This is a genomic window from Corallococcus terminator, from assembly GCF_049194865.1.
Taxonomy (GTDB): Bacteria; Myxococcota; Myxococcia; order Myxococcales; family Myxococcaceae; genus Myxococcus; species Myxococcus terminator_A.
The window spans coordinates 34,809-55,114 of the sequence record NZ_JBLZWL010000065.1 but is presented as its reverse complement, the minus strand read 5'-3'; the positions used below and the strand labels follow the sequence as shown (position 1 = coordinate 55,114).

The following is a 20,306-nucleotide window of genomic DNA, read 5'->3' as shown; positions in this document are numbered from 1 at the left end:
TCACGGAAACCTCCCGCGCGGCTCGCCCGGGCAGCGGCCCACGGATGCATCGATTCTCGACGGAGGCAGAGCGAGCCCACCAGGCAGCGGACGTATCAGCGCGTGAAGCCCGCCGTGCTCGCCGCCAGCTCCGCCGCATCGCCCAGCCGCTCCAGCAGCGCGGGGCCGAAGTACTGCCGCCGCGACTCACCGCCGCTCTGGTTCACCAGCTCCGGCGTCTCCACATAACCCACGTACCCACCGGCGAGCCCCAGCACGCCCGAGGCCCCGGTGCGTCGCACCAACTCCGCGCCCGCGTCGACGGTGGGCTCACCCGGCACCGTCACCAGCTCCAGCGGCCCCAGCACCAGCGCCGCGACTTCCGCCACACGCGCCGAGGAGCCACACAGCAGGTTGTCGCCCGCGGCGCGAGTGAACGAAGGCACCAGCCGCGACGCATCCGGCCGAGGCATCACCGCCTCCGTGCGCGCCAGTGACAGCCGGACCGAAGGCCCCACGGAGGACAGCGGCGCCTTGCCCGCGAGCTCCGACAAGGCCCGCGCGAAGGCGGACACGCGCTCCAGCCCCTGTCCCTCGGAGAACGCCACCGAGGCATTGCCCACCGTGCCCTGCAACAGCATCGTCACGCCGCTGCCCTCTGCTTCACGCAGCGAGCTGAGCCGCCCCGGGTAGTCGGGGTCCACGTACGCGCGCTGCCGGGGCACCATCGTCGGGTGCGCGGCGAAGAAGAGCAGCTCCGCCACGGGCGCCGCCGCGCCGCGCAGCACCGCGCGAGTCATCGTTCCATCCGGCGCGGTGCCACCGCTGCGCGTGTAGACGAAGGACTGCTCCTTCGCCTCACCCAGCTCCAGCGTCACGTCGGTGAGCGCGGCGCCCGCCTGCTGCAGCGCGGCGCTCGCGGCGGCGGCGACGGCCTCCAGTGAGTCCTCGCGGTAGCGCCCCGTCCCGACGAGCTGGGACACCAGCCTGTCGTCATAGCCACCCAGCGAGGAATGCGTGTGCGTGGCGAGCACCAACACGTCCTGGAGCCCGGAAGCGAGCGCTCGCTCACGCACCTTGGCCGTCACGGCGTCCGTGACAAGCAGCAGCTCCAGCGACACCAGCCCCACCCGCGTGCCCCCCGACTCCAGCACCACCGCGCGAGCATGGAGCGGCGGGTCGGACTGGCTCGCATCCGGACGCGGCGGCGAGTAGCCCGCCACCACCACGGGGAACGGTGGCACCAGCGCCACCTTCGCCGCGCCCGCGCGCAGCGCGCCTTCCCCGCTCACGTGAGACAGCAGCACGGGTGCGCGCTGCGCCCAGGTGCCACACCAGTTCCACGAACCCAATGAATAAGCGGCGCCCACGGTGAGCAGGACCAGGGGAAACAGGGAACGCCAGGAGGCTCGTCGCAGAGAAGCCATGCGGTGACCAGACTAACGGGACGGTGCTCGTACCGCGAGGCTCGTGTGCCCACATGAGCCGACTCCGGTGGCAGGTGGAATACCCACCGGAGGGGCATGCGTTCCTGTTCCGCTCATCGCCCGAAAGGAGTAAGGCACCGCGCCATGTGCGGCATCTTCGGAATCACGGGACACGCCGAGGCCTCTAACCTGACGTACCTGGGGCTGCACGCCCTGCAGCACCGCGGTCAGGAGTCCGCTGGCATCGTCGCTTCCGACGGCCACGGGCTTCGGGCGCACCGTCAGATGGGGTTGGTGGCGGATATCTTCGACGCGCCGGTGCTCGCCGGCCTGCCTGGCCAGTCGGCCATCGGACACGTGCGGTACTCGACGGCCGGTGGCAGCCAGCTCAAGAACGCTCAGCCGCTGTTCGTGGCGTACGCGGGCGGGCAGGTCGCCGTCGCGCACAATGGCAACCTGGTGAACGCGGGTGCACTGAAGGAGAAGCTGGAGGCCGACGGAGCCATCTTCCAGTCGGACGCGGACACGGAGGTCATCATGCACCTCCTGGCGCGCTCCAAGCAGGTGAGCTTCGAGCAGAAGCTCGTGGAGGCGCTGCGCAAGGTGGAAGGCGCCTACAGCCTGCTGGTGCTCACGCAGAACAAGATGGTCGCGGTGAGGGACCCGCTGGGCATCCGGCCGCTGGTGTTGGGGCGGATGAAGGAAGGCGCGTACGTGGTCGCCAGCGAGACGACCGCGCTGGACCTCATCGAAGCGGACATCGTGCGCGAGCTGGAGCCGGGCGAGCTGCTCGTCATCGAGAACGGCGTGCTGCGCACCAGCAAGCCCTTCGCGGAGCCTCCGCGCCTGGGGCGCTGCATCTTCGAGCAGGTGTACTTCGCGCGGCCGGACTCGGTGCTGTTCGGCAGCAGCGTGTACGAGGTGCGCAAGAAGATGGGCATGCAGCTGGCACGCGAGCAGCCCGCGGAAGCGGACCTGGTCATCGCGGTGCCGGACTCGGGTGTGGCGGCGGCCATCGGCTTCTCGCAGCAGAGCGGGATTCCGTATGACGTGGGCCTCATCCGCAGCCACTACGTGGGCCGCACGTTCATCGAGCCGCAGCAGTCCATCCGTCACTTCGGCGTGAAGCTGAAGCTGTCGGCGGTGCGGCACGTGCTCAAGGGCAAGCGCGTGGTGGTGGTGGACGACTCCATCGTCCGAGGCACCACGAGCCGTAAAATCGTGAAGATGATCAAAGCGGCGGGAGCGCTGGAGGTGCACCTGCGCATCTCCTCACCGCCGACGAAGTGGCCCTGCTTCTACGGCATCGACACGCCGAGCCGTCAGGAGCTGATCGCCGCGACCCACAGCACGGACGAAATCGCGAAGTACGTCACGGCGGACACGCTGGGCTACATCTCGTTGGAGGGGCTGGGCACGGCGGTGGGAGACCCCAGCCGCGGCAGCTTCTGCACCGCGTGCTTCTCGGGCGAGTACCTCATCGGAGAGCTGTCGCCCTCCGCGCCGGAAGTGAACAAGCTCACCGCCTGACCTCGGGCTTCGGCGAGACGCACAAGCAAGGCCCCCTGCCCTCTCATCGGGTCGGGGGCCTTGGTCGTTTCGTCACACGCCCGCGATGAAGTCCGTGAGGTCGGAGGGAAGCGGCGCGTCGAAGGCGGCTTCCACCCCGGTGCCGGGATGCGGGAAGACGATGCGCGCGGCGTGCAGCGCATGTCGTGGCAGGCGCAGCCGGGCCCACGCCTCGGGCTCCAGGCTGTGCTTGCTGAAGCGGTCGAAGTAGCCCGGGTCCGGGCCGTACATCTTGTCGCCCACCAGCGGGAAGCCCGCGACGCGCAGGTGGATGCGAATCTGATGCTGGCGACCTGTCTCCGGGAAGCAGCGCAGCAGCGCGAAGGGCGCGCCGTCGCGAGCGAAGCGCTGGAGCACCTGGAAGCGGGTGCGGCTGGGCTTGCCCGCCACGGGGTCGATGCGCACCGCGATGCGGATGAGCTCGGTGCCCTCCGCGATGGGCGCGTCGACGACGAAGGAGTCCTCGGAAGGATGGCCCTCGCAGACGGCGAGATACTCCTTGTGCACGTCGCGCGAGACGAAGAGTCGGCCCAGCACGCGGCAGGACTCGGTGGTGCGTCCGCAGACGACGAGCCCGCTGGTTTCGCGGTCCAGCCGATGCGCGGGCTCGGCGAAGCGCTCACCGAAGCGCTCGCGCAGGAGGGAGACGAGGGTGCCCTTGTGGTAGCGCGCGGTGGGATGGATGGGCAGGCCCGCGGGCTTGTCGAGCACGAGCAGCCAGTCATCCTGGAACACGACGGGGAGCGCCGTGGGCGTCTCGGGCTCCTCGCTGCCGGGACGGCGCAGCCGGAAGGTCATGCCGGGGTACACGGGCGTGGAGGGCTTCAGCCGCCGCTCATCGCAGCGAACACCGCGCAGGATGATTCCGGCCAGGCGCTCACGCGGCATGCGGCGCAGCTTCTGGCCCAGGTAGTCCTCCAGGCGCCAGCCCGCATAGTTGGGCTCCACGACGAACGAGATGTCGACGAAGCCCTCGGGAGCCAGGTCCTTCTCGGAGGCGGAGCCCTCCGCCGGTGAGTCCGTCTCGCCGCGCATGACCTCCACGCTCTAACACGGAGCGAAAGCCCACACAGGCGGAACGAGCAGCGCCTCCTGATGACGAGGAGCCACGTCGGCGAGAACCGAGCGGCCCCTCAGCCACCGTCCATCAAGCGGAGGCGGCTTGAAACGAGCCCTGCTCGACACCGAGGAAGCGCGCGAACAGGTCCGCGATGCGCTCACCCGAGCGACCATCCCAGTACTCCGGCACGCGGCCCTTCTTACCCTGTCCGTTGAGGGCGCGGTCAGCGGCCTCGCGGATGCGGTCCGGGTCGGTGCCCACCACCTCGTTGGTGCCTTCCTCGACGGTGATGGGCCGCTCGGTCTGCTCGCGAAGGGTGAGGCACGGCACGCCCAGCGCCGTGGTCTCCTCCTGGAGGCCGCCCGAGTCGGTGAGGATGAGCCGGGCCTGCGACGTCAGCGCGAGGAACTCCAGGTAGCCCATGGGGTCCACGGGACGCAGGTTCGGGTTGCGCTCGAACGCGGAGTTCAGCCCCTGCTCGGAGATCATCTTCCGCGTGCGCGGGTGCACCGGGAACACGACGGGGATTCGCGAAGCCACGTGAGCAATCGCGGACAACAGCCCCCCCAGGATGCGCGGGTCATCCACGTTGGACGGCCGGTGGAGCGTGCACACCGCGTAGCCATGGGGCGTGAGGCCCAGGCTCTTCAGCACGGGCAGCTGCTCGGCCCGCTCCTTCGAGGCGAGCAGCGAGTCAATCATCACGTTGCCCACGAAGTGGATGCGGTCCGGGTCCACGCCTTCCTTGAGCAGGTTCACGTCCGCGTCGCGCGAGGGCGTGAGGAGCAGGTCGGCCAGCCGGTCGGTGACGACGCGGTTGATTTCTTCCGGCTGGTGCCGGGAGTTGCTGCGCAGGCCCGCCTCGACGTGGGCCAGGGGAATCGCCAGCTTCGACGACACGAGCGCGGCGGCGACGGTGCTGTTGACGTCACCCACGACGGAGACGAGGTCCGGCTTGTGCTCCAGGAAGACCCGCTCCAGCTCAATCATCGTCTTGGCGGTCTGCTGCGCGTGGCTGCCGGAGCCGATGCCCAGGTGCACGTCCGGCGCGGGCAACCCCAGGTCGGAGAAGAAGACGTCGCTCATCTTGACGTCGTAGTGCTGCCCCGTGTGGATGAGGACCTGCTGGAGCGGGGTCCGCGCGGCGATGGCCCGGTGGATGGGCGCGACCTTCATGAAATTGGGGCGCGCACCGACGATATGGATGACCTTCTTCATGTCGCCAGCCAAGCTAGGCACGGCGAGTCGGATGCCTAGTGGCCACGGGGCGACTCGCCTCCGGGGAGCCAGCGTCCGTCCTGAATCTGATAGACCGAGTGTGCCATGCCCTCCTCACGCACCATCGCCGTCATCCCCGCCCGGCACGCCAGCACCCGCTTCCCTGGCAAGCCGCTCGTGCTCATCGCCGGCAAGCCCATGGTGGAGCACGTGTGGCTCCGATGTCAGGAGGCGGGCGTCTTCGACGAGGTCTGGGTGGCCACGGACGACGAGCGCATCCGCGCCACCGTGGAGGGCTTCGGAGGCCGCGCGGTGATGACCAGCCCCGCCTGCGCCACGGGGACCGACCGGGTGGCGGAGGTGGCGCGCGAGCGGCCCGACGTGGACGTGTGGGTGAACGTCCAGGGTGACGAGCCCCTGGTGGACCCGGAGGCGCTCAAGTCGTTGGCCGGACTCTTCACCGACACCACCGTGCGCATGGGCACACTCGTCAGGCCCCTGGAGGCGGACGAGGCGGACAGTCCGCATGTGGTGAAGGCGGTGCTCGCGCTCAACGGCGACGCGCTCTACTTCAGCCGCAGCCTCGTCCCCTACGCGCGAGAGACAGGGACTCCTGTCCCCCGCTGGGGCCACATCGGGTTGTATGGTTACCGGCGTGAGGTCTTGTTGCGGCTCGCGGAGCTGGCGCCCACGCCGCTCGAGGAGACGGAGAAGCTGGAGCAACTCCGCGCGCTGGAGCACGGCATCTCCATCCGCTGCGCCCGCGTCTCCTGGCGCACGGTGGCCGTGGACGTTCCCGGAGACGTCGCGAAGGTCGAAGCCGTCATGCGCGAGAAAGGACCGTAGCCATGGGCATCTTCCAGGACCTGTTCGGCGGAAACGACACCAAGGCGAAGGACGAGACGACGGAAGCCCCCGCCGCCACGTCCCCCGAGCCCGCGAAGGAGGTCCCCGCGAATCCCCACGTCGCGGTGGCGGCTCCGACGCCCTCGCCCGCACCGATACCGGCGCCCTCGCCCGCACCGACACCCTCGCCCGCATTGCCCCCCGCGAAGAACGACCCACGCCGACGCAAGTGGGCGGACGACGAGGAGCACCAGATGGAGGGCGTGCAGCGGCTGGTGTCGCGCAAGGTGGAGCGGGTGCTGGAGCAGCTCGGAACCCTCGCGGTGCGTGCCCGCACGGGTGAGGAGGTCCCCAACGTCACCGTCACGCTGCACCTGGCGCACGGGCACACCGTGACGGGGACGGTGGTGGACTACGCGCCGCGAGACTCGGTGCTGCTGTCGCTCGGCAAGGAAGGCCTGCTCGGCTCGGAGTCGGTGACGTACGTGGACCTGGCGACGGTGGTCGCGGTGACGGTGGGTCAGGCCAGCAAGCTGCTCGAGCTGACGCAGTTGGTCCGTACCACGCCCACGAGGCAGGACTTGTTGACGCTGGTGGAGAAGCTGCCGCACGCCCTCACCGAGCAGTTCTGGCCGGGCGAGACGGCGCTGGGCGGCAGGCCGCTGCGCTTCGAGGTGGACTGGATGGGGCTGGATGACGAGCCCGGTCGCCGCGCGCTGGAGGCCGCCCTGAATGTCACGAACCACGCGCTGCGCGCGCTCGCGCAGGAGCAGGGCCGCGAGGTGATGCGCCGCATCGCCACCGTGCGCTTCGTCCGGGGCAAGGCCATGCGCGCCGCGCTGGAGGGCGAGACGGGGACGGTGACGGTGGGCGAGGGAGAGCCCACCGTGTCCACCTTCCGCAAGGCCTTCGCCTCCGGCCTCAAATGACGGGCAGCTCGTCGCTGTAGGCGCCGTTGGGGAACGCGGCGTCGATGCGCGCCAGCTCCTCCGAGGTGAGCTTCAGCGACACGGCGGCGGCGTTGTCGCGCAGGTGGGCCACGCGGCTCGCCTTGGGAATGGCGAACAGCGAGGGCCGCCGCACGAGGAACTGGAGCGCCACCTGTCGGGGCGTGGCGTCATGGGCCCGAGCGATGGCCTCCAGCACGCGCCCTCCCGGACTGCCAGGCTTGGGGAAGCGGCCGTTGCCGAAGGGGCTGTAGCCCACCACCGCCACACCGCGCTCCTCGCACCATGGAAGCACGGCGTGTTCGATGGCGCGCTCCTCCAGGTGGTAGAGGACTTGGTTGCAGGCGATGTGCTGGGGCTTGGTGAGCGTCAGCAGCTCGTCCAAATCCGACACCGCGAAGTTGCTCACGCCCCAGGAGCGAATCTTCCCGTCCGCCACCAGCTTCTCGAAGGCGCGCACCGTCTCCGCCAGCGGGTGCGAGCCGGGCCAGTGCAGCAGGTAGCAGTCGAGCCAGTCGGTGCGCAGTCGCTTCAGGCTCCGCTCGCACGCGGTCAGCGTGCCCGCGTAGGTCGCATTGGAGGGCATGACCTTCGACACGAGGAAGACCTCCTTGCGTCGTCCGGCGATGGCCTCCGAGACGATGGACTCCTCGACGCGGCCGTGGCCGTACAACTCCGCGGTGTCGACGTGGGTGAGCCCCAGGTCCAACCCCGCGCGCAGGGAGCGGATGGCCTCGTCGCGGTCATCCTCCTCCATCTGCCACGTACCCTGACCGAGGACGGGGACCTGCTTCCCGGTGCCGCCGAAGACGCGCTGCTCCATGGCCTACCTCCGTGCCCGGAAGGATTAGCACCTCCCACCCACTCCGACAGCCCATGACCGTGCGAAGCGAGGGGCTCCGCGCTAGTCTCCGCCGGTGTCTGCCACCCCTCCCGCTTCCAAGCCCCAGCTCCCCTCACGGTTGACGCTGGGCCGCCTGCTCACCCTCGCGAGGCCGGAGATTCCCACGCTCGTCGTGGGCACGCTCTTCCTGCTCATCAGCAGCGCCGCCACGCTGGTGTTTCCCCGCGCCATCGGAGACCTGGTGGACGAGGCGCTCGGCGCTCGCAATCGCGCGCGGCTGGACACCATCGCCCTGGTGATGCTCGGTGTCTTCGTCGTGCAGTCGCTGGCCATGGCGCTGCGCGCCTACCTCTTCGCCACGGCGGGAGAGCGCGTGGTGACGCGGCTGCGCAAGCGCCTGTTCCAGAGCCTGCTCTCCCAGGAGGTGGCCTTCTTCGACGAGCGTCGCACGGGAGAGCTCACCAGCCGGCTCGCCTCGGACACGACGGTCCTGCAGAGCACCGTCACCACCAACGTCTCCATGACGCTGCGCTACCTCTGTCAGGGAGTCGGCGGAGTGGTGCTGCTGTTCTACACGTCCCCGCGACTGACGATGGTGATGCTCGCCCTCATCCCCGCGGTGGCCATTGGCGCGGTGGTGTACGGCCGTCGCGTGCGGGTGCTCGCCCGAGAGGCGCAAGACGCGCTCGCCGCCGCCAGCGAGGTGGCCGAGGAGGACCTCTCCGGCATCCGCACCGTGCGCTCCTTCGCCGCGGAGAGCCATGAAGTGGAGCGCTACAGCGCGGCGGTGGACCGGGCGCTCGGACTGGCGAAGGAGCGCGCGCGGCAGGGCGCCATCTTCATGGGTGTCGCCTCCATCGCCATGTACGGCTCCACGGCGGCGATGCTCTGGTACGGCGGCCGGATGGTGGTGGACGGAGAGCTGAGCGCGGGCGACCTCACCTCGTTCCTCATCTACACCTCGCTGGTGGCGCTCTCGCTGAGCGCGGTGACGGAGGTGTGGGCGGACGTCATGCGCGCCAGCGGCGCCGCCGAGCGCGTCTTCGAGCTGGTGGACCGCCAGCCCGCCATCCCCGCCGGCGGCGAGCGGCTGCCCTCCGTGAAGGGCCACGTGGAGTTCCGCGCCGTGCGCTTCGCCTACCCCACGCGCTCCGACGTGCCGGTGCTCCAGGGCCTGGATTTGGAGCTGCGGCCCGGAGAGGTCGTCGCCGTGGTGGGCCCGTCCGGCGCGGGCAAGTCCACGCTCGCGTCGCTGCTGTCGCGTTTTTATGATCCACAGGGCGGCGCCGTCGTCCTGGACGGACACCCGCTCACCACGCTGGAGCCGGAGTGGCTGCGCCGCAACATCGGCATGGTGGCGCAGGAGCCGCAGCTGTTCTCCTGCTCCATCGCGGACAACATCCGCTACGCGAAGCCGGACGCCACCGACGCGCAGGTGGAGGAGGCCGCGCGCGCCGCCAACGCTCACGAGTTCATCCAGCGCTTCCCGGAGGCCTACCGCACGCCGGTGGGCGAGCGCGGCGTGCAGCTCTCCGGAGGCCAGAAGCAGCGCGTGGCCATCGCCCGCGCGGTGCTCAAGGACCCTCGCCTGCTCATCCTCGACGAGGCGACGAGCGCCCTGGACGCGGAGAGCGAGCACCTGGTGAAGGACGCGCTGGAGCGGCTGATGAAGGGCCGCACCACGCTCATCATCGCCCACCGCCTGTCCACCGTGGCCAACGTGGACCGGGTGCTGGTGCTGGAGGGCGGCCGCATCGTCCAGAGCGGCACCCACTCGAGCCTCATGAGCCAGGAGGGCCTCTATCGCCGGCTGGTGGAGCGCCAGTTCGTCGCCGCCTGAACGGCCGCCCGGCACCCATGCCCGCGCTTATCGCTCCGGAAAGTGGCGCGGAAACAGGCCGGTGATTAGCTCTTCCATCCTCAAGAGAGGAGGTGATGCCTTGATCGACAGCAAGAATCAGGCGTCCACCTCCGCCACGGCGGCCTGAAGAGGGTCACCGCGGCGGTGGCAGACGCTGAAGGTTTCAAGGGCCCGTTTCCGCGTTCGCGCGGGGACGGGTCTTTTACTTTCCGCCGGGAATGGAGTCCTGGACGACCTGTTCCGACCCGCCGGGGGGAGTGGCCGACCCTTTTCGTCCAAATCCGGGAGATTCGCCGTGTCCATCACCCCGTGCCCCAGCCCTCTGCCCACCGCCCTGCGCGACGAAGAGGCCGTCGAGACGCAGCGCAACCTCTACTGCCCCAACTACGACGCCTGCCTGCACATGGTCGTCAAGCGCGGCTGGGAGGGGTGGAGCTGCCGCAATTGTGACTTGCGCGCCTTCCGGGTCGGACAACCCGACGTCCGGGAGTTCGCCGTGTCTCGCCCTGGTGGTTGGGACGGCAACTGAGCAGGTGTCGGCCGGGGCTCTGGCTGGCCGCACGTTCTCCTCAGAATAATTGACGCATCCCTGCCCTACTTGGCAGAACGGGATATGCGCTCCAAGAAAACCAAGTTCATTTTCGTGACGGGCGGAGTGGTCAGCTCCCTCGGCAAGGGCCTCGCCTCGGCTTCCATCGGCGCCCTGCTCGAGAACCGTGGGCTCGCCGTCACGCTGCTCAAGCTGGACCCGTACATCAACGTGGACCCGGGCACGATGAGCCCGTTCCAGCACGGCGAAGTCTTCGTCACGGAGGATGGTGGCGAGACGGACATGGACCTGGGCCACTACGAGCGATTCACCAACGCTCGGATGAGCCGGCTCAACAACTTCACGACGGGCCGCATCTACCACGCGGTCATCATGAAGGAGCGCCGCGGCGAGTACCTGGGCAAGACGGTGCAGGTGATTCCGCACATCACCGACGAAATCAAGGCGAGCATCCGTCAGGCGGCCCAGGACGCGGATGTGGTGATTGTCGAGGTGGGTGGCACGGTGGGCGACATCGAGTCGCTGCCGTTCCTCGAGGCCATCCGGCAGATGCGCTACGACGTGGGCAGCCAGAACGCCGTCTACGTGCACCTGACGCTCCTGCCGTACATCGGCGCGGCCGGCGAGGTGAAGACCAAGCCCACGCAGCACTCGGTGATGAAGCTGCGGGAGATTGGCATCCAGCCCGACTTCCTCGTGTGCCGCACGGACCGCGAGGTGTCGCGAGAGATAAAGGACAAGATCGCCATGTTCTGCAACGTGGACACGGGCAACGTGTTCACCTCGCCGGACGTGCGCAGCATCTACGAGCTGCCGCTGGAGCTGCACCGGCAGGGCCTGGATGACCGGCTCGCGGAGGTGCTCAACATCTGGAGCCGCGCGCCGCACCTGGAGCGCTGGGAGAACATCATCCGCAAGGTGTACGAGCCCGCGCGCGGCCAGGTCCAGGTCGCCATTGTCGGCAAGTACGTGAACCTCACGGAGAGCTACAAGAGCCTCAACGAGGCGCTGCTGCACGGCGGCATCGCCAACGACGTGAAGGTGAACCTGCACTTCGTGGACAGCCAGGACGTGGAGGCCCAGGGGCCGGAGAAGCTCCTGGCCGGCGTGGACGCCATCCTCGTCCCCGGCGGCTTCGGCGTGCGAGGCACCGAGGGCAAGATCGCCGCGGTCCGCTACGCGCGAGAGAAGAACATCCCCTTCTTCGGCATCTGCCTGGGCCTGCAGATGGCCGTCGTGGAGTTCAGCCGGAGCGTGCTGGGCCTCCCCGCGGCCAACAGCCTGGAGTTCAACGAGCACACCCCGCACCCCGTCGTGACGCTCATGGAGAGCCAGGTCACGGTGCAGGACAAGGGTGGAACCATGCGCCTGGGCAGCTACGCCTGCGCGCTCCAGCCCGGCTCACGGGCACACCAGCTGTACGGGCAGGACACCATCCAGGAGCGTCATCGCCACCGCTTCGAGGTGAACAACGCCTACCGGGGCCGGCTTCAGGAGGCGGGACTCGTCATCTCCGGGCATAATCCGGAGCTGAACCTCGTGGAGATGATCGAATTGTCGGACCACCCGTACTTCGTCGGCTGCCAGTTCCATCCCGAGTTCAAGAGCAAGCCCTTTGCTCCCCACCCCCTTTTCTCCGGTTTCATCAAGGCGGCGCTCGAGCAGCGTGACGCCACGGCCGGCCAGGTGCGCGCATGAGCGCCAGCAGCCTCCCTATCAACCTCTGTGGCTACAAGGTCGGCCCGGGCCAGAAGCTCTTCGTCATCGCCGGCCCGGACAGCATCGAGTCCGAGGAGATGGCGCTGAGACATGCTCACTTGCTCAAGGGCATCACCAGCCGACTGGGCGTGCCCTACGCCTTCAAGTGCTCCTACGACAAGGCCAACCGGACAAGCGGGAAGTCCTTCCGAGGTCCTGGCCTCCGGGAAGGGCTGCGTATCCTAGCGCGTATCAGGGATGAAGTGGGCGTCCCGGTCCTCACGGACGTCCATGAAACCAGCCACGTAGGTCCTGCCTCGGAAGTTGTGGATATCATCCAGATACCGGCCTTCCTTTGCCGGCAGACAGACTTGGTGGAGGCCGTGGCTCGCACGGGAAAGGGCGTGAACTTGAAGAAGGGACAGTTCGTAGCCCCCAAGGACATCGTCCACTCGGCGCGCAAGGCGTTCGAGTCGGGCAACCCCAACGTGCTCGTCACGGAGCGGGGGTCCACGTTCGGCTACAACAACCTGGTGGTGGACATGCGAGGGCTCGCCCACATGCGTGAGGCCGGCCTGGCCGTGTGCTTCGACGCCACGCACTCCGTCCAGCAGCCCAGCTCTGGCGACGGAGTGACAGGAGGCGAGCGCAAGTTCGTCTCATTGCTCGCCCATGCCGCCGCGGCGGCCGGAATTGATGCATTGTTCACGGAAGTCCATGAGGACCCTGACCGTGCCCTGTGTGACGGTCCGTGCTCCCTCAATCCACAGATGTTCGAGGACGTGGTACGAAATGTGCTGAACATCCGCCGGGTGTTGGGACACGAGCCCGGTTGATGGACACGACGAGGGGAGGAGCCGAGCGAGTCATGCCCACGGACGCACCTTCCAAGCCTGGAAAGGAAGAGCTGACGTCTCGCGCGGCACGCGTGCGGCTGCTTGTCTTCGACGTGGACGGGGTGCTCACCGACGGCGGCATGTATTACGGCGACGGCGGGGAGCTGATGAAGCGCTTCGATGTGAAGGATGGCCACGCCCTGGTCATGGCCCGGTTGTCGGGTCTGCCCGCCGCCATCCTCACCGCCCGCACCTCAAGCATCGTGGAGGTTCGCGGGCGGGAACTCGGGCTGGCGGCTGTGTTTCAAGGCCGCCGCGACAAGGGTGCCGCACTGGACGAGCTGCTCCAGCAACTGGCCGTTCCCCTGGAGGCATGTGCCTACATGGGGGACGACCACAACGACCTGGCCCCTCTTTCGAGGGTGGGCTTGTCCGCGTGTCCTGCGGATGCTGTTCCCGAGGTGCGTCAAGAGGTTCACTTCATCACCCAGAGCCCTGGCGGCCGTGGCGCCGCCCGAGAACTCGTCGAGCTGTGCCTCAAGGCCAGTGGACGGTGGGAGAACGCCGTGGGTCTGATGAGGGGGACTGATGGACGCAGTGCGCAGAGAGGTTGAAGGAAACCCCGTATTCAAGGTAGGTGGTTGATTCCATGGGCAGCGGAATGATGCAGCAAGAGGGGAGTACGGCGATGACGGACCAGCTCTACACGACGCACGACATCAGTCGTTTGCTTCAGGTGGATCCGTCCACGGTGAGCAAGTGGATTGACCGGGGCATCCTGATGGCCTTCAGGACGCCGGGCGGTCACCGCCGGGTGCGGTCGGCGGACCTGCGCACGTTCCTCATCACCCACCAGATGCCGGTTCCGGAGGAGCTGGGCAGCGGCACGGTTCGCCTGCTGGTGGTGGACGATGAGCGCGCGGTGCTGGACGCCATCAAGCGCGCGTTCAAGCCGTTCGCGGCGCAGGTGGAGTTGCAGACGACGACCAGTGGCGTGGAGGCGCTGCTGCTGGTGTCCGAGCAGAAGCCGCACGGCATGATCATCGACCTCAACATGCCGGACATCGACGGTCTGGAAGTGTGCCGTCGCATCCGTCAGCGCAAGCAGATGGAGGGCGTGCGTCTCATCACGATGACGTCCGTGCACACCGCCGACGTGGTGGAGCAGTCGAAGCAGGCCGGCGCGCTCGCGTGCCTCGCCAAGCCGCTGGATGTACAGCAGGTGCTGGAGCTGTTCCGCGTGCCCATCTCGCTCAGCGCGAAGCGCTGAAGCGTAGAGGGCTTCCGCCACCCCCTCGCGGAAGCCCTCGACAGGGGTGAAGTCAGCAGGAAGCCGCGCCGTTTTCGGCGGACAGCGGCCTCCCAGGAGGGGTGTGCGCGCGGTTCAGCCCTGGACCTTGACCTCGATGACCCGAGGCTTGGATTCCTCGCGCCGAGGCAGCGTCAGCGTCAGCACGCCTTGCTCGTAGCGCGCCTCCACCTGGGTGGCGTCCACGGTCTCCGGCAGGGAGAACGAGCGAGTGAAGCTGCCCTGGCCGCGCTCCTGGCGACGCACGCTGACGCCTTCGGCGAGCGGCTGCGCCTTGCGCTCGGCCTTCACGGTGAGCACGTCGTTCTCCACCGTCACCTGGACGTCCTTCGCGTCCACGCCGGGGATGTCGAGGTGCAGCGTCACGCCCGCCTCGGACTCGAGGATGTCGGCCGCCGGGGTGCGCTCGGTGCGCCGCGTGGACTGACGGAACAGGCCGGGCTGGCCGAGCTCACGGAAGAGCGCGTCGAAGTCGCGCATCAGGGGGTTCATCACCACGGCGGAGTTGAACGGGTTTCGGTTCTGCATGGTCTTCTCCTGTGCGTGCCACCCTGGGTGGGTGCACGGTGTGTGAATCACAGACGTTGTCGTAGTCGGCGGTCGCCTCGGGGGCCCCATCGGGGCTCCACTCCAGCGCCGCCTCACAAGACTCAAGAGAACCATGCTCCGGGACGTGTCAAGCAACGCCCCCGGCCCCGCCGCGCCCCTTTCATCACGCCCGCCCGCCTGCTCCCCGGTCAGTCGTCCTCGCGGCCCAGGGACACGGAGACGGCCTCCTCGTCGCGGGCGACGTGCACCGTCCAGGGACGACAGCACACGGGGCAGTCCTCGATGTAGTTCTCGGCGCTGGCGCCAATGGGGTCCACGTCGACCTCCACTTGCTCGCCGCAATAGGGGCATTGCTGGACGGCGGTTTCGGCGAAGGGCTGCATGGTGGTGCCTCCTCGCCCTCGAAGCGGGCGATTGCGTCGCGGACTCATCGTCCGCGCATTCAGACGGTAGACTCCCGAGCCATGGCTTCTCCTTCCCGCAATCGTATCGGTGACATCCTCGTCAAGGCGCGCGTCATCGACGACCTCCAGCTGCGCAGTGCCATGGCCAACCTGGACCAGTGGGGCGGGCGGCTGTCGCGCGTGGTGGCGGACCTGGGGCTCGCCAGCGAGGACATCGTCACCGAGGCCATCTGCCAGGGCCTGGGGATGCAGCGGGTGCAGTTGGGGAACATCAGCCGCGACGCGGGAGCGCTGGCGCGCGTGGACGTGGGTCTGGCCGAGCAGAAGGCCGTCTTCCCCGTGTCGCTCAAGGACAACGGCAAGACGCTGGTGCTGGCGATGGCGGACCCCACGGACCTGGCCACGCTGGACCAGGTGGCGGCCCGCAGCCGTGCTCGCGTGGTGCCCATGGTGGCGGGCGAGCGCGAAATCGAGCACGCCATCCTCCGGCACTACCGGAACCAGGAGCCGGTGGTGAGCACCCGCTTCGCGCCATCGCGAAGCCAGTCCACCAACACGCCCTCCGCCGTCGACGAGGAGCCGCAGGAGGAGGACGAGTTCAAGGTCGTGGACATGAGCGGCAACACGGTGGTGAAGCGCATCGCCGACATCGTCCCGCCCGGCTCTCCCGCCACCGCGCCCGCGCCCCGCGCCCCGGAGAAGCCCGCACCGCCCGTCGCTCCCTCCAGCGCGGCGGACATCCTGGATGAAATCCTGGCCGGCGGCGCCCCGTCCTCCGAGTGGACGGACGAGGACCTGCAGCGCCTGCAGACGCTCCAGCAGAACCAGGAGAAGAGCTCCAAGATTCTGCGCGCCCTGCTGGAGCTGCTGCTGGAGAAGGGCAAGCTCCAGCAGCGGGAGCTGGCCGCGAAGATGCGCCTCTAGTCCGCCGTCAGCCCGCTTCCTCGAGCTCGCGACCGGTGAGCCCCAGGAGGTAGAGGATGGCGTCCAGGCCGCCGGCGGAGATGGAGGTATCGGCCGCCTCGCGCAGCCGGGGCTTGGCGCAGAAGGCGATGCCCAGCCCCGCGCGCTCCAGCATCAGCAAGTCGTTGGCGCCATCGCCTACGGCGATGACCTGCTCCAGCAAGATGCCCTCCTGCTTCGCCAACTGCTCCAGCAGCTCCGCCTTGCGGCGCGCGTTGACGATGGGCCCCACGGTGCGGCCGGTGAGCTTGCCGCCCTCCTCCTCCAGCACGTTGGAGAAGGCATGGTCGATGCCCAGGCGTGCCTTGAGGGCCTCCGCGGCCACGGAGAAGCCGCCGCTGATGACGGCGGTGCGGTAGCCCAGCCGCCGCAGCACGCGCACCAGCGTCTCCGCGCCCTCCGTCAGCGGCAGGTTCGCCGCGAGCCGGTGCAGCACGGCCACGTCCAGCCCCGCCAGCAGCGCCACGCGCTGACGCAGCGACTCGTCGTAGTCCATCTCCCCGTGCATGGCGCGCTCGGTGATGAGCGACACCTGCTCGCCCACGCCGTGCGCGCGCGCCAGCTCGTCGATGACCTCGATGCGGATGAGCGTGGAGTCCATGTCCATCACCACCATCCGCTTGCTGCGGCGAAACAGGCTCTCGCGCTGCAGCGCCACATCGAAGGTGTTGTCGCGCATGGACAGCGCCAGCAACGAGCGCTTCAGCGCCTCCGGCTCCACGGAGGCAGGCAGGGTGACGTGCAGCTCCACCGAGCCCAGGTGCGTGTGCGTCAGCCGGACGATGCGCTCGAGGTTCGCCCCCTGCCCCGCCAGGTGCGAGGACAGCGCGTGCAGCTCACGAGCGCCCAGCGCGCGCCCCACCGCCGTGACGACGTAGCGAGCAGCCGCCGTGGCCTTCGAGTCCGGCGCCTCCACCGCCTGGAAGTCCAGGGCCACGCCCAGCTCCCGGGCGGCGAAGAGCAGCTCGCTGGGGATGCCGCGCGCGTCCGGCAGGCGCACCAGCAGGCAGAGCGTGAGGTGGCCCTGCACCACCACCTGCTCCACGTCGAGCAGCTCGGCGCCCGCGTCCGCGAGCAGGCCGGTGAGGCGGGCGGTGATGCCGGGATGGTCCTTGCCCGTGACGGTGACGAGCACGCAGCCGGAGGAAGTGGGAGTCATGTCCCCCGGACGATGCCACGACGGCCGCGCGGGCGGGGCGGGCCTCATGCGGCCCGCGCCCACCGGTGAATCACGACTGCGGCGCTTCCGAGGAGAGGACGAGGTCACCCCGGACGAGGAACTCCTTGTCCGGGAAGGCCTTGTAGAAGTCCTCGAGCATCGCATCCACGTCCGGGTAGCGCTGCTCGCGCTTGTCCTGGGTGGCCTTGTCGAAGAGCTGGTCCAGGCCGCTGGGCGCCTCGGGGTTCACCTCCGAGGGAAGGGGCGAGCGGCGGCCGGGAATCTGCCCGGTGAGCATCTCGTAGAGCAGGATGCCCAGCCCGTACACGTCCGCGGCCGGGCCCGGCTCCTTGGCGCCTCGGTGCATCAGCTCCGGGGCCATGTACGGCATGCCGCCGGTGCCGACGAAGACCTGGGGCATGCCCTTGGTGGAGTCCACCTCCACCACGCGGCCCAGGCCGAAGTCGGCCAGCCTGGCGTTGCCGTACGCGTCGAAGAGGACGTTCTCCGGCTTGAGGTTGTGGTGCGTCAGGCCCGTGGCGTGCGCGGCGCGCAGGCCGTAGGCCATCTGCAGGAAGGTGCGCAGCGCGAAGGGCACCGGCACGCCGCTGCCACCGCCCGCCTCCAGCCGCTCCTTCAGGCTGCCGTTCATCAGCTCCAGCACGAAGTACGGCCGGCTCGCGTCCACGTTCTGGTCCACCACCTGGACGATGCCGGGGTGGCGCACCTGGGCCTGCGCGCACAGCTCCTTCTTCAGCCGCTTGAGCACCTCCCCACGCTGCAGGAAGGAGAAGTAGCCGAAGATGTCCTTCAGCTCCTTCAGGCAGATGTCCAGCCCGAGCGCCGTGAAGCGGCCCTTGAAGACGGTGCCCAGCGGGCCCGTGCCAATGGGGTCGAACTTCTGGTAGCGCAGGTCCAGCTCGGTGCCCTTGGAGGCGGCGGGCGCGGCGGCGACAGGGGTGGCGGCGGGAGGGGGCATGGAGGAGGCGGCGGAAGACGCGGGAGGAGCGAGGGGCAGCGGCGCGGGGGCGACGGGAGCCAGGCCGATGGACGTCTCGCGGCGAGGCTCGGGGACCGCGGGAGTGATGAGCGCCACGGGCGAGGCCGCGGGAGCTGGGGCCTGCGCCGACGACGGCGGCGGGGTCAGGTCCAGCGCGGGCATGGCCGAGCGCGCGGCCCGCATGGGGGCCATGGCCGGCTGCGAGGGCGGCGGCGCGATTTGCGTGGCCCCGGTGGGCACCACCTCCGCCTCGTCCAGCAGCAGCTCTGGCGGGGGCGGCGGCAGGTGCATGGGCTCCTCGGTGCCCTGGGCCACCGGCGGCTCGTCCTCCGCGGAGGAGAGCTGCTCGGCGAAGAACTCGCCCACCTCCGTGGAGAACTTGTCCCCCAGTTCCCCGCCCGCCACGCGCTCACCCTGCTCGGTGAGCTTGAGCTGGGCCTCGCGGTCCATGGCGATGTAGTGGAACTTGCGCAGGAAGAAGAAGTAGTTGTCGAACTCGAGCGAGACGGACGGTTCGAGAGCGGCCTTCACATCGGCCAGCTTGTTCGAGCGTCCAAGTCGGCCGTTCTCCCTCAGGTTTCGGAGGATGAACAGCGCCTCGCCACTGACGGCGTCGCGGTTGATGGCGGCCTTCGGCATGGGTGGGCGACTCTACGACGTCCGCCCGCCCCCACTCAACGTGGGACTGCCAGAACCCAGGGGGGCGCCTACTTGATGCGAAGCAACTGCTTCACTGTCTCCAGGACCTCGACGAACTTCACCGGCTTGCGCAGGTAGATGTCGACGCCGAGCTGCAGGGCGCGGTCCTGCGCCTCCTTGCCGCCCGCGGAGATGGCGATGACGGGGATGGCCCGGAGCGCTTCTTCCTCGCGGATGCGCTCCACCAGGGCGAAGCCGTCCATCACCGGCATGTACAGGTCCGTCATGACGAGGCTGAAGCGGCCCTCGCGCAGCATCAGGAGCGCGTGGTGGCCGTCCGGCGCGAAGTGGACCTCCAGGGGCACCTTCCCGTGCAGCTCCCCGCTGGCCAGCTTCTTGAGGACGTAGCTGTACATCTCGATGATGTGCGGGTTGTCCTCGACGATGAGCACACGGTACCCCTCCCCGTGCTCGCCGGTGGACTCCTGGCTGTCTGGACCTGCCGCACTCAAGATGTCACCCAGTCTCCGCCGGTCTTCTGCGCGCTCCACTCGGACGCCGACACCTCCGGGCTGATCGAAGCTCGCCGGCCTGACCCAGGCCACGATGCCGCTGACTTCTACCGGATCCAGCAGTCCCGGGAAAGAAAGTGCGAGCCGGACATCCTCCCCGAGCGTGAAGGCCTGCTCGGTCTGCACGAAGAGCCCCGTATGGGACAGGTTCTCCGTGACGTCACGCGCATGGCGTCCGTCCGCGTACTCCACCTTCAGCACGGCCGGGATCCGGGGGTGCTGGCGCTTGTTCTCTGGGCCCGGGGTCATAACAAGGGGTTGAAATCGCTCGGCAATTTGCTGATGGCGGCCCAGTGTACCGTCGAGGGTTTATGTTGACAACGCGGCCATGGGGGCAATACGTAGCCCCCCGCCATGGCGGAGCCCCTGTTCACTCCTGAAGAGCAGAAGAAGTTCGACGCGGGTATCGCGGAGATCATCTCCCACTACCCTCCTGATCGCAAAAGCGCGGGCATGCTCCCGGCGCTGCGTGTGCTCCAGGAGATCAAGGGCTGGTTGCCGCCCGAAGGATTGAGGCTGGTCGCCAAGAACCTGGAAGTCACGCCGGAGCGCGCCTACGAGGTCGCCAGCTTCTACGTGATGTACCACCTGAAGAAGCCGGGCAAGTACGTCATCGACGTCTGCACGAACCTGTCCTGCTCGCTCTGGGGAGCGGAGAAGATGCTGGCCTACCTGGAGGAGAAGCTCGGCCTCAAGGCAGGTGAAGCCAACGAGAAGTTCACCTTGCGCGAGACCGAGTGCCTGGCCTCCTGCGGCACGGCGCCGTGCCTGCAGATCAACGAGGATCATCACGAGAGCCTCACCCGCGCCAAGCTGGACGCCATCCTGGCCAAGCTGAGCTGAGCCCACCCCTTTTCACCCAGTAGGACGTCATCA

At 68.7% G+C, this 20,306-nt stretch carries 20 protein-coding genes; 11 read left to right on the top strand and 9 right to left on the bottom strand.

The features are described 5' to 3' along the window. Nucleotides 1-95 precede the first annotated feature (95 nt). On the bottom strand, nt 96-1,406 hold the full coding sequence (locus tag ACN469_RS21190) for a neutral/alkaline non-lysosomal ceramidase N-terminal domain-containing protein (protein ID WP_498770553.1): 1,311 nt from the start codon (nt 1,404-1,406) through the stop codon (nt 96-98). Between the two features lie 144 nt (nt 1,407-1,550). Here ACN469_RS21190 and purF point away from each other — a divergent pair, with 144 nt between their 5' ends. Continuing rightward, on the top strand, nt 1,551-2,936 hold the full coding sequence (purF, locus tag ACN469_RS21185; protein WP_498770552.1) for an amidophosphoribosyltransferase: 1,386 nt from the start codon (nt 1,551-1,553) through the stop codon (nt 2,934-2,936). Between the two features lie 72 nt (nt 2,937-3,008). Here purF and ACN469_RS21180 read toward each other — a convergent pair whose 3' ends face one another. Both ACN469_RS21180 and wecB read right to left on the bottom strand, forming a co-directional pair. Next, complete coding sequence (locus ACN469_RS21180) at nt 3,009-4,010, bottom strand: RluA family pseudouridine synthase (protein ID WP_498770551.1); 1,002 nt, start codon at nt 4,008-4,010, stop codon at nt 3,009-3,011. Between the two features lie 112 nt (nt 4,011-4,122). Beyond that, a complete protein-coding gene (gene wecB, locus ACN469_RS21175; protein WP_498770550.1) occupies nt 4,123-5,253 on the bottom strand; it encodes a non-hydrolyzing UDP-N-acetylglucosamine 2-epimerase in 1,131 nt (376 codons plus the stop codon). Between the two features lie 105 nt (nt 5,254-5,358). On the opposite strand from wecB, the gene kdsB reads away from it, so the two are divergent. Then, nucleotides 5,359-6,099 carry a 3-deoxy-manno-octulosonate cytidylyltransferase gene (kdsB, locus tag ACN469_RS21170; protein ID WP_498770549.1) on the top strand — a complete coding sequence of 247 codons (741 nt, stop codon included), beginning with the start codon at nt 5,359-5,361 and terminating at the stop codon, nt 6,097-6,099. Between the two features lie 2 nt (nt 6,100-6,101). After that, entirely contained in the window at nt 6,102-7,028 is a 927-nt protein-coding gene (locus ACN469_RS21165; protein ID WP_498770548.1) for a hypothetical protein, read from the top strand. Here the strand turns inward: ACN469_RS21165 and ACN469_RS21160 are convergent. Beyond that, entirely contained in the window at nt 7,021-7,869 is an 849-nt protein-coding gene (locus ACN469_RS21160; RefSeq protein WP_498770547.1) for an aldo/keto reductase, read from the bottom strand. The two genes, ACN469_RS21165 and ACN469_RS21160, sit on opposite strands and share 8 nt — an antisense overlap. 94 nt (nt 7,870-7,963) lie before the next feature. Here ACN469_RS21160 and ACN469_RS21155 point away from each other — a divergent pair, with 94 nt between their 5' ends. From ACN469_RS21155 to ACN469_RS21130, 6 genes are all read left to right on the top strand, one after another. Beyond that, nucleotides 7,964-9,730, top strand: coding sequence for an ABC transporter ATP-binding protein (locus ACN469_RS21155; RefSeq protein ID WP_498770546.1), 1,767 nt, complete (start codon nt 7,964-7,966; stop codon nt 9,728-9,730). A 316-nt stretch (nt 9,731-10,046) separates the two neighbouring features. Then, entirely contained in the window at nt 10,047-10,280 is a 234-nt protein-coding gene (locus tag ACN469_RS21150) for a hypothetical protein (protein WP_174488371.1), read from the top strand. An 84-nt stretch (nt 10,281-10,364) separates the two neighbouring features. Continuing rightward, nucleotides 10,365-11,999: a CTP synthase gene (gene pyrG, locus ACN469_RS21145; RefSeq protein ID WP_498770545.1), complete on the top strand. Its 1,635-nt coding sequence runs from the start codon at nt 10,365-10,367 to the stop codon at nt 11,997-11,999. After that, on the top strand, nt 11,996-12,835 hold the full coding sequence (kdsA, locus tag ACN469_RS21140; protein WP_498770544.1) for a 3-deoxy-8-phosphooctulonate synthase: 840 nt from the start codon (nt 11,996-11,998) through the stop codon (nt 12,833-12,835). The genes pyrG and kdsA overlap by 4 nt, the downstream gene beginning before the upstream one ends. Before the next feature lie 32 nt (nt 12,836-12,867). Continuing rightward, on the top strand, nt 12,868-13,449 hold the full coding sequence (locus ACN469_RS21135) for a KdsC family phosphatase (protein WP_498770543.1): 582 nt from the start codon (nt 12,868-12,870) through the stop codon (nt 13,447-13,449). A 35-nt stretch (nt 13,450-13,484) separates the two neighbouring features. After that, nucleotides 13,485-14,105, top strand: a complete 621-nt coding sequence (locus tag ACN469_RS21130) for a response regulator (RefSeq protein WP_015346747.1) — start codon at nt 13,485-13,487, stop codon at nt 14,103-14,105. Between the two features lie 114 nt (nt 14,106-14,219). On the opposite strand, the gene ACN469_RS21125 is transcribed toward ACN469_RS21130, so the two are convergent. Together ACN469_RS21125 and ACN469_RS21120 are read right to left on the bottom strand one after the other, a co-directional pair. Beyond that, nucleotides 14,220-14,672, bottom strand: coding sequence for an Hsp20/alpha crystallin family protein (locus ACN469_RS21125; protein WP_498770542.1), 453 nt, complete (start codon nt 14,670-14,672; stop codon nt 14,220-14,222). Between the two features lie 209 nt (nt 14,673-14,881). Next, entirely contained in the window at nt 14,882-15,076 is a 195-nt protein-coding gene (locus ACN469_RS21120; RefSeq protein ID WP_498770541.1) for a CPXCG motif-containing cysteine-rich protein, read from the bottom strand. A gap of 81 nt (nt 15,077-15,157) precedes the next feature. On the opposite strand from ACN469_RS21120, the gene ACN469_RS21115 reads away from it, so the two are divergent. After that, a complete protein-coding gene (locus tag ACN469_RS21115; RefSeq protein WP_498770540.1) occupies nt 15,158-16,021 on the top strand; it encodes a GspE/PulE/PilB domain-containing protein in 864 nt (287 codons plus the stop codon). A 7-nt stretch (nt 16,022-16,028) separates the two neighbouring features. Here ACN469_RS21115 and serB read toward each other — a convergent pair whose 3' ends face one another. From serB to ACN469_RS21100, 3 genes are all read right to left on the bottom strand, one after another. After that, nucleotides 16,029-17,219, bottom strand: coding sequence for a phosphoserine phosphatase SerB (gene serB, locus ACN469_RS21110; RefSeq protein ID WP_498770539.1), 1,191 nt, complete (start codon nt 17,217-17,219; stop codon nt 16,029-16,031). A gap of 70 nt (nt 17,220-17,289) precedes the next feature. Beyond that, a complete protein-coding gene (locus ACN469_RS21105; RefSeq protein WP_498770538.1) occupies nt 17,290-18,858 on the bottom strand; it encodes a serine/threonine-protein kinase in 1,569 nt (522 codons plus the stop codon). Between the two features lie 68 nt (nt 18,859-18,926). Beyond that, entirely contained in the window at nt 18,927-19,679 is a 753-nt protein-coding gene (locus ACN469_RS21100) for a TIGR02266 family protein (protein ID WP_498770537.1), read from the bottom strand. Between the two features lie 105 nt (nt 19,680-19,784). Between ACN469_RS21100 and ACN469_RS21095 the strand changes: the two genes are divergently transcribed. After that, nucleotides 19,785-20,273, top strand: a complete 489-nt coding sequence (locus ACN469_RS21095) for an NADH-quinone oxidoreductase subunit NuoE family protein (RefSeq protein WP_498770536.1) — start codon at nt 19,785-19,787, stop codon at nt 20,271-20,273. Nucleotides 20,274-20,306 lie beyond the last annotated feature (33 nt).

Excerpts from the sequence above, each read along its gene's own strand:
- ACN469_RS21105 (WP_498770538.1), bottom strand. The coding sequence starts at position 18,858 with ATGCCGAAGGCCGCCATCAACCGCGACGCCGTCAGTGGCGAGGCGCTG.
- ACN469_RS21130 (WP_015346747.1), top strand. The coding sequence starts at position 13,485 with ATGGGCAGCGGAATGATGCAGCAAGAGGGGAGTACGGCGATGACGGAC.
- serB (WP_498770539.1), bottom strand. The coding sequence starts at position 17,219 with ATGACTCCCACTTCCTCCGGCTGCGTGCTCGTCACCGTCACGGGCAAG.
- ACN469_RS21135 (WP_498770543.1), top strand. The coding sequence starts at position 12,868 with ATGCCCACGGACGCACCTTCCAAGCCTGGAAAGGAAGAGCTGACGTCT.
- kdsB (WP_498770549.1), top strand. The coding sequence starts at position 5,359 with ATGCCCTCCTCACGCACCATCGCCGTCATCCCCGCCCGGCACGCCAGC.
- ACN469_RS21180 (WP_498770551.1), bottom strand. The coding sequence starts at position 4,010 with ATGCGCGGCGAGACGGACTCACCGGCGGAGGGCTCCGCCTCCGAGAAG.
- kdsA (WP_498770544.1), top strand. The coding sequence starts at position 11,996 with ATGAGCGCCAGCAGCCTCCCTATCAACCTCTGTGGCTACAAGGTCGGC.
- ACN469_RS21095 (WP_498770536.1), top strand. The coding sequence starts at position 19,785 with ATGGCGGAGCCCCTGTTCACTCCTGAAGAGCAGAAGAAGTTCGACGCG.
- purF (WP_498770552.1), top strand. The coding sequence starts at position 1,551 with ATGTGCGGCATCTTCGGAATCACGGGACACGCCGAGGCCTCTAACCTG.
- ACN469_RS21125 (WP_498770542.1), bottom strand. The coding sequence starts at position 14,672 with ATGCAGAACCGAAACCCGTTCAACTCCGCCGTGGTGATGAACCCCCTG.
- ACN469_RS21165 (WP_498770548.1), top strand. The coding sequence starts at position 6,102 with ATGGGCATCTTCCAGGACCTGTTCGGCGGAAACGACACCAAGGCGAAG.
- ACN469_RS21120 (WP_498770541.1), bottom strand. The coding sequence starts at position 15,076 with ATGCAGCCCTTCGCCGAAACCGCCGTCCAGCAATGCCCCTATTGCGGC.
- ACN469_RS21190 (WP_498770553.1), bottom strand. The coding sequence starts at position 1,406 with ATGGCTTCTCTGCGACGAGCCTCCTGGCGTTCCCTGTTTCCCCTGGTC.
- ACN469_RS21115 (WP_498770540.1), top strand. The coding sequence starts at position 15,158 with ATGGCTTCTCCTTCCCGCAATCGTATCGGTGACATCCTCGTCAAGGCG.
- pyrG (WP_498770545.1), top strand. The coding sequence starts at position 10,365 with ATGCGCTCCAAGAAAACCAAGTTCATTTTCGTGACGGGCGGAGTGGTC.
- wecB (WP_498770550.1), bottom strand. The coding sequence starts at position 5,253 with ATGAAGAAGGTCATCCATATCGTCGGTGCGCGCCCCAATTTCATGAAG.
- ACN469_RS21100 (WP_498770537.1), bottom strand. The coding sequence starts at position 19,679 with ATGACCCCGGGCCCAGAGAACAAGCGCCAGCACCCCCGGATCCCGGCC.
- ACN469_RS21160 (WP_498770547.1), bottom strand. The coding sequence starts at position 7,869 with ATGGAGCAGCGCGTCTTCGGCGGCACCGGGAAGCAGGTCCCCGTCCTC.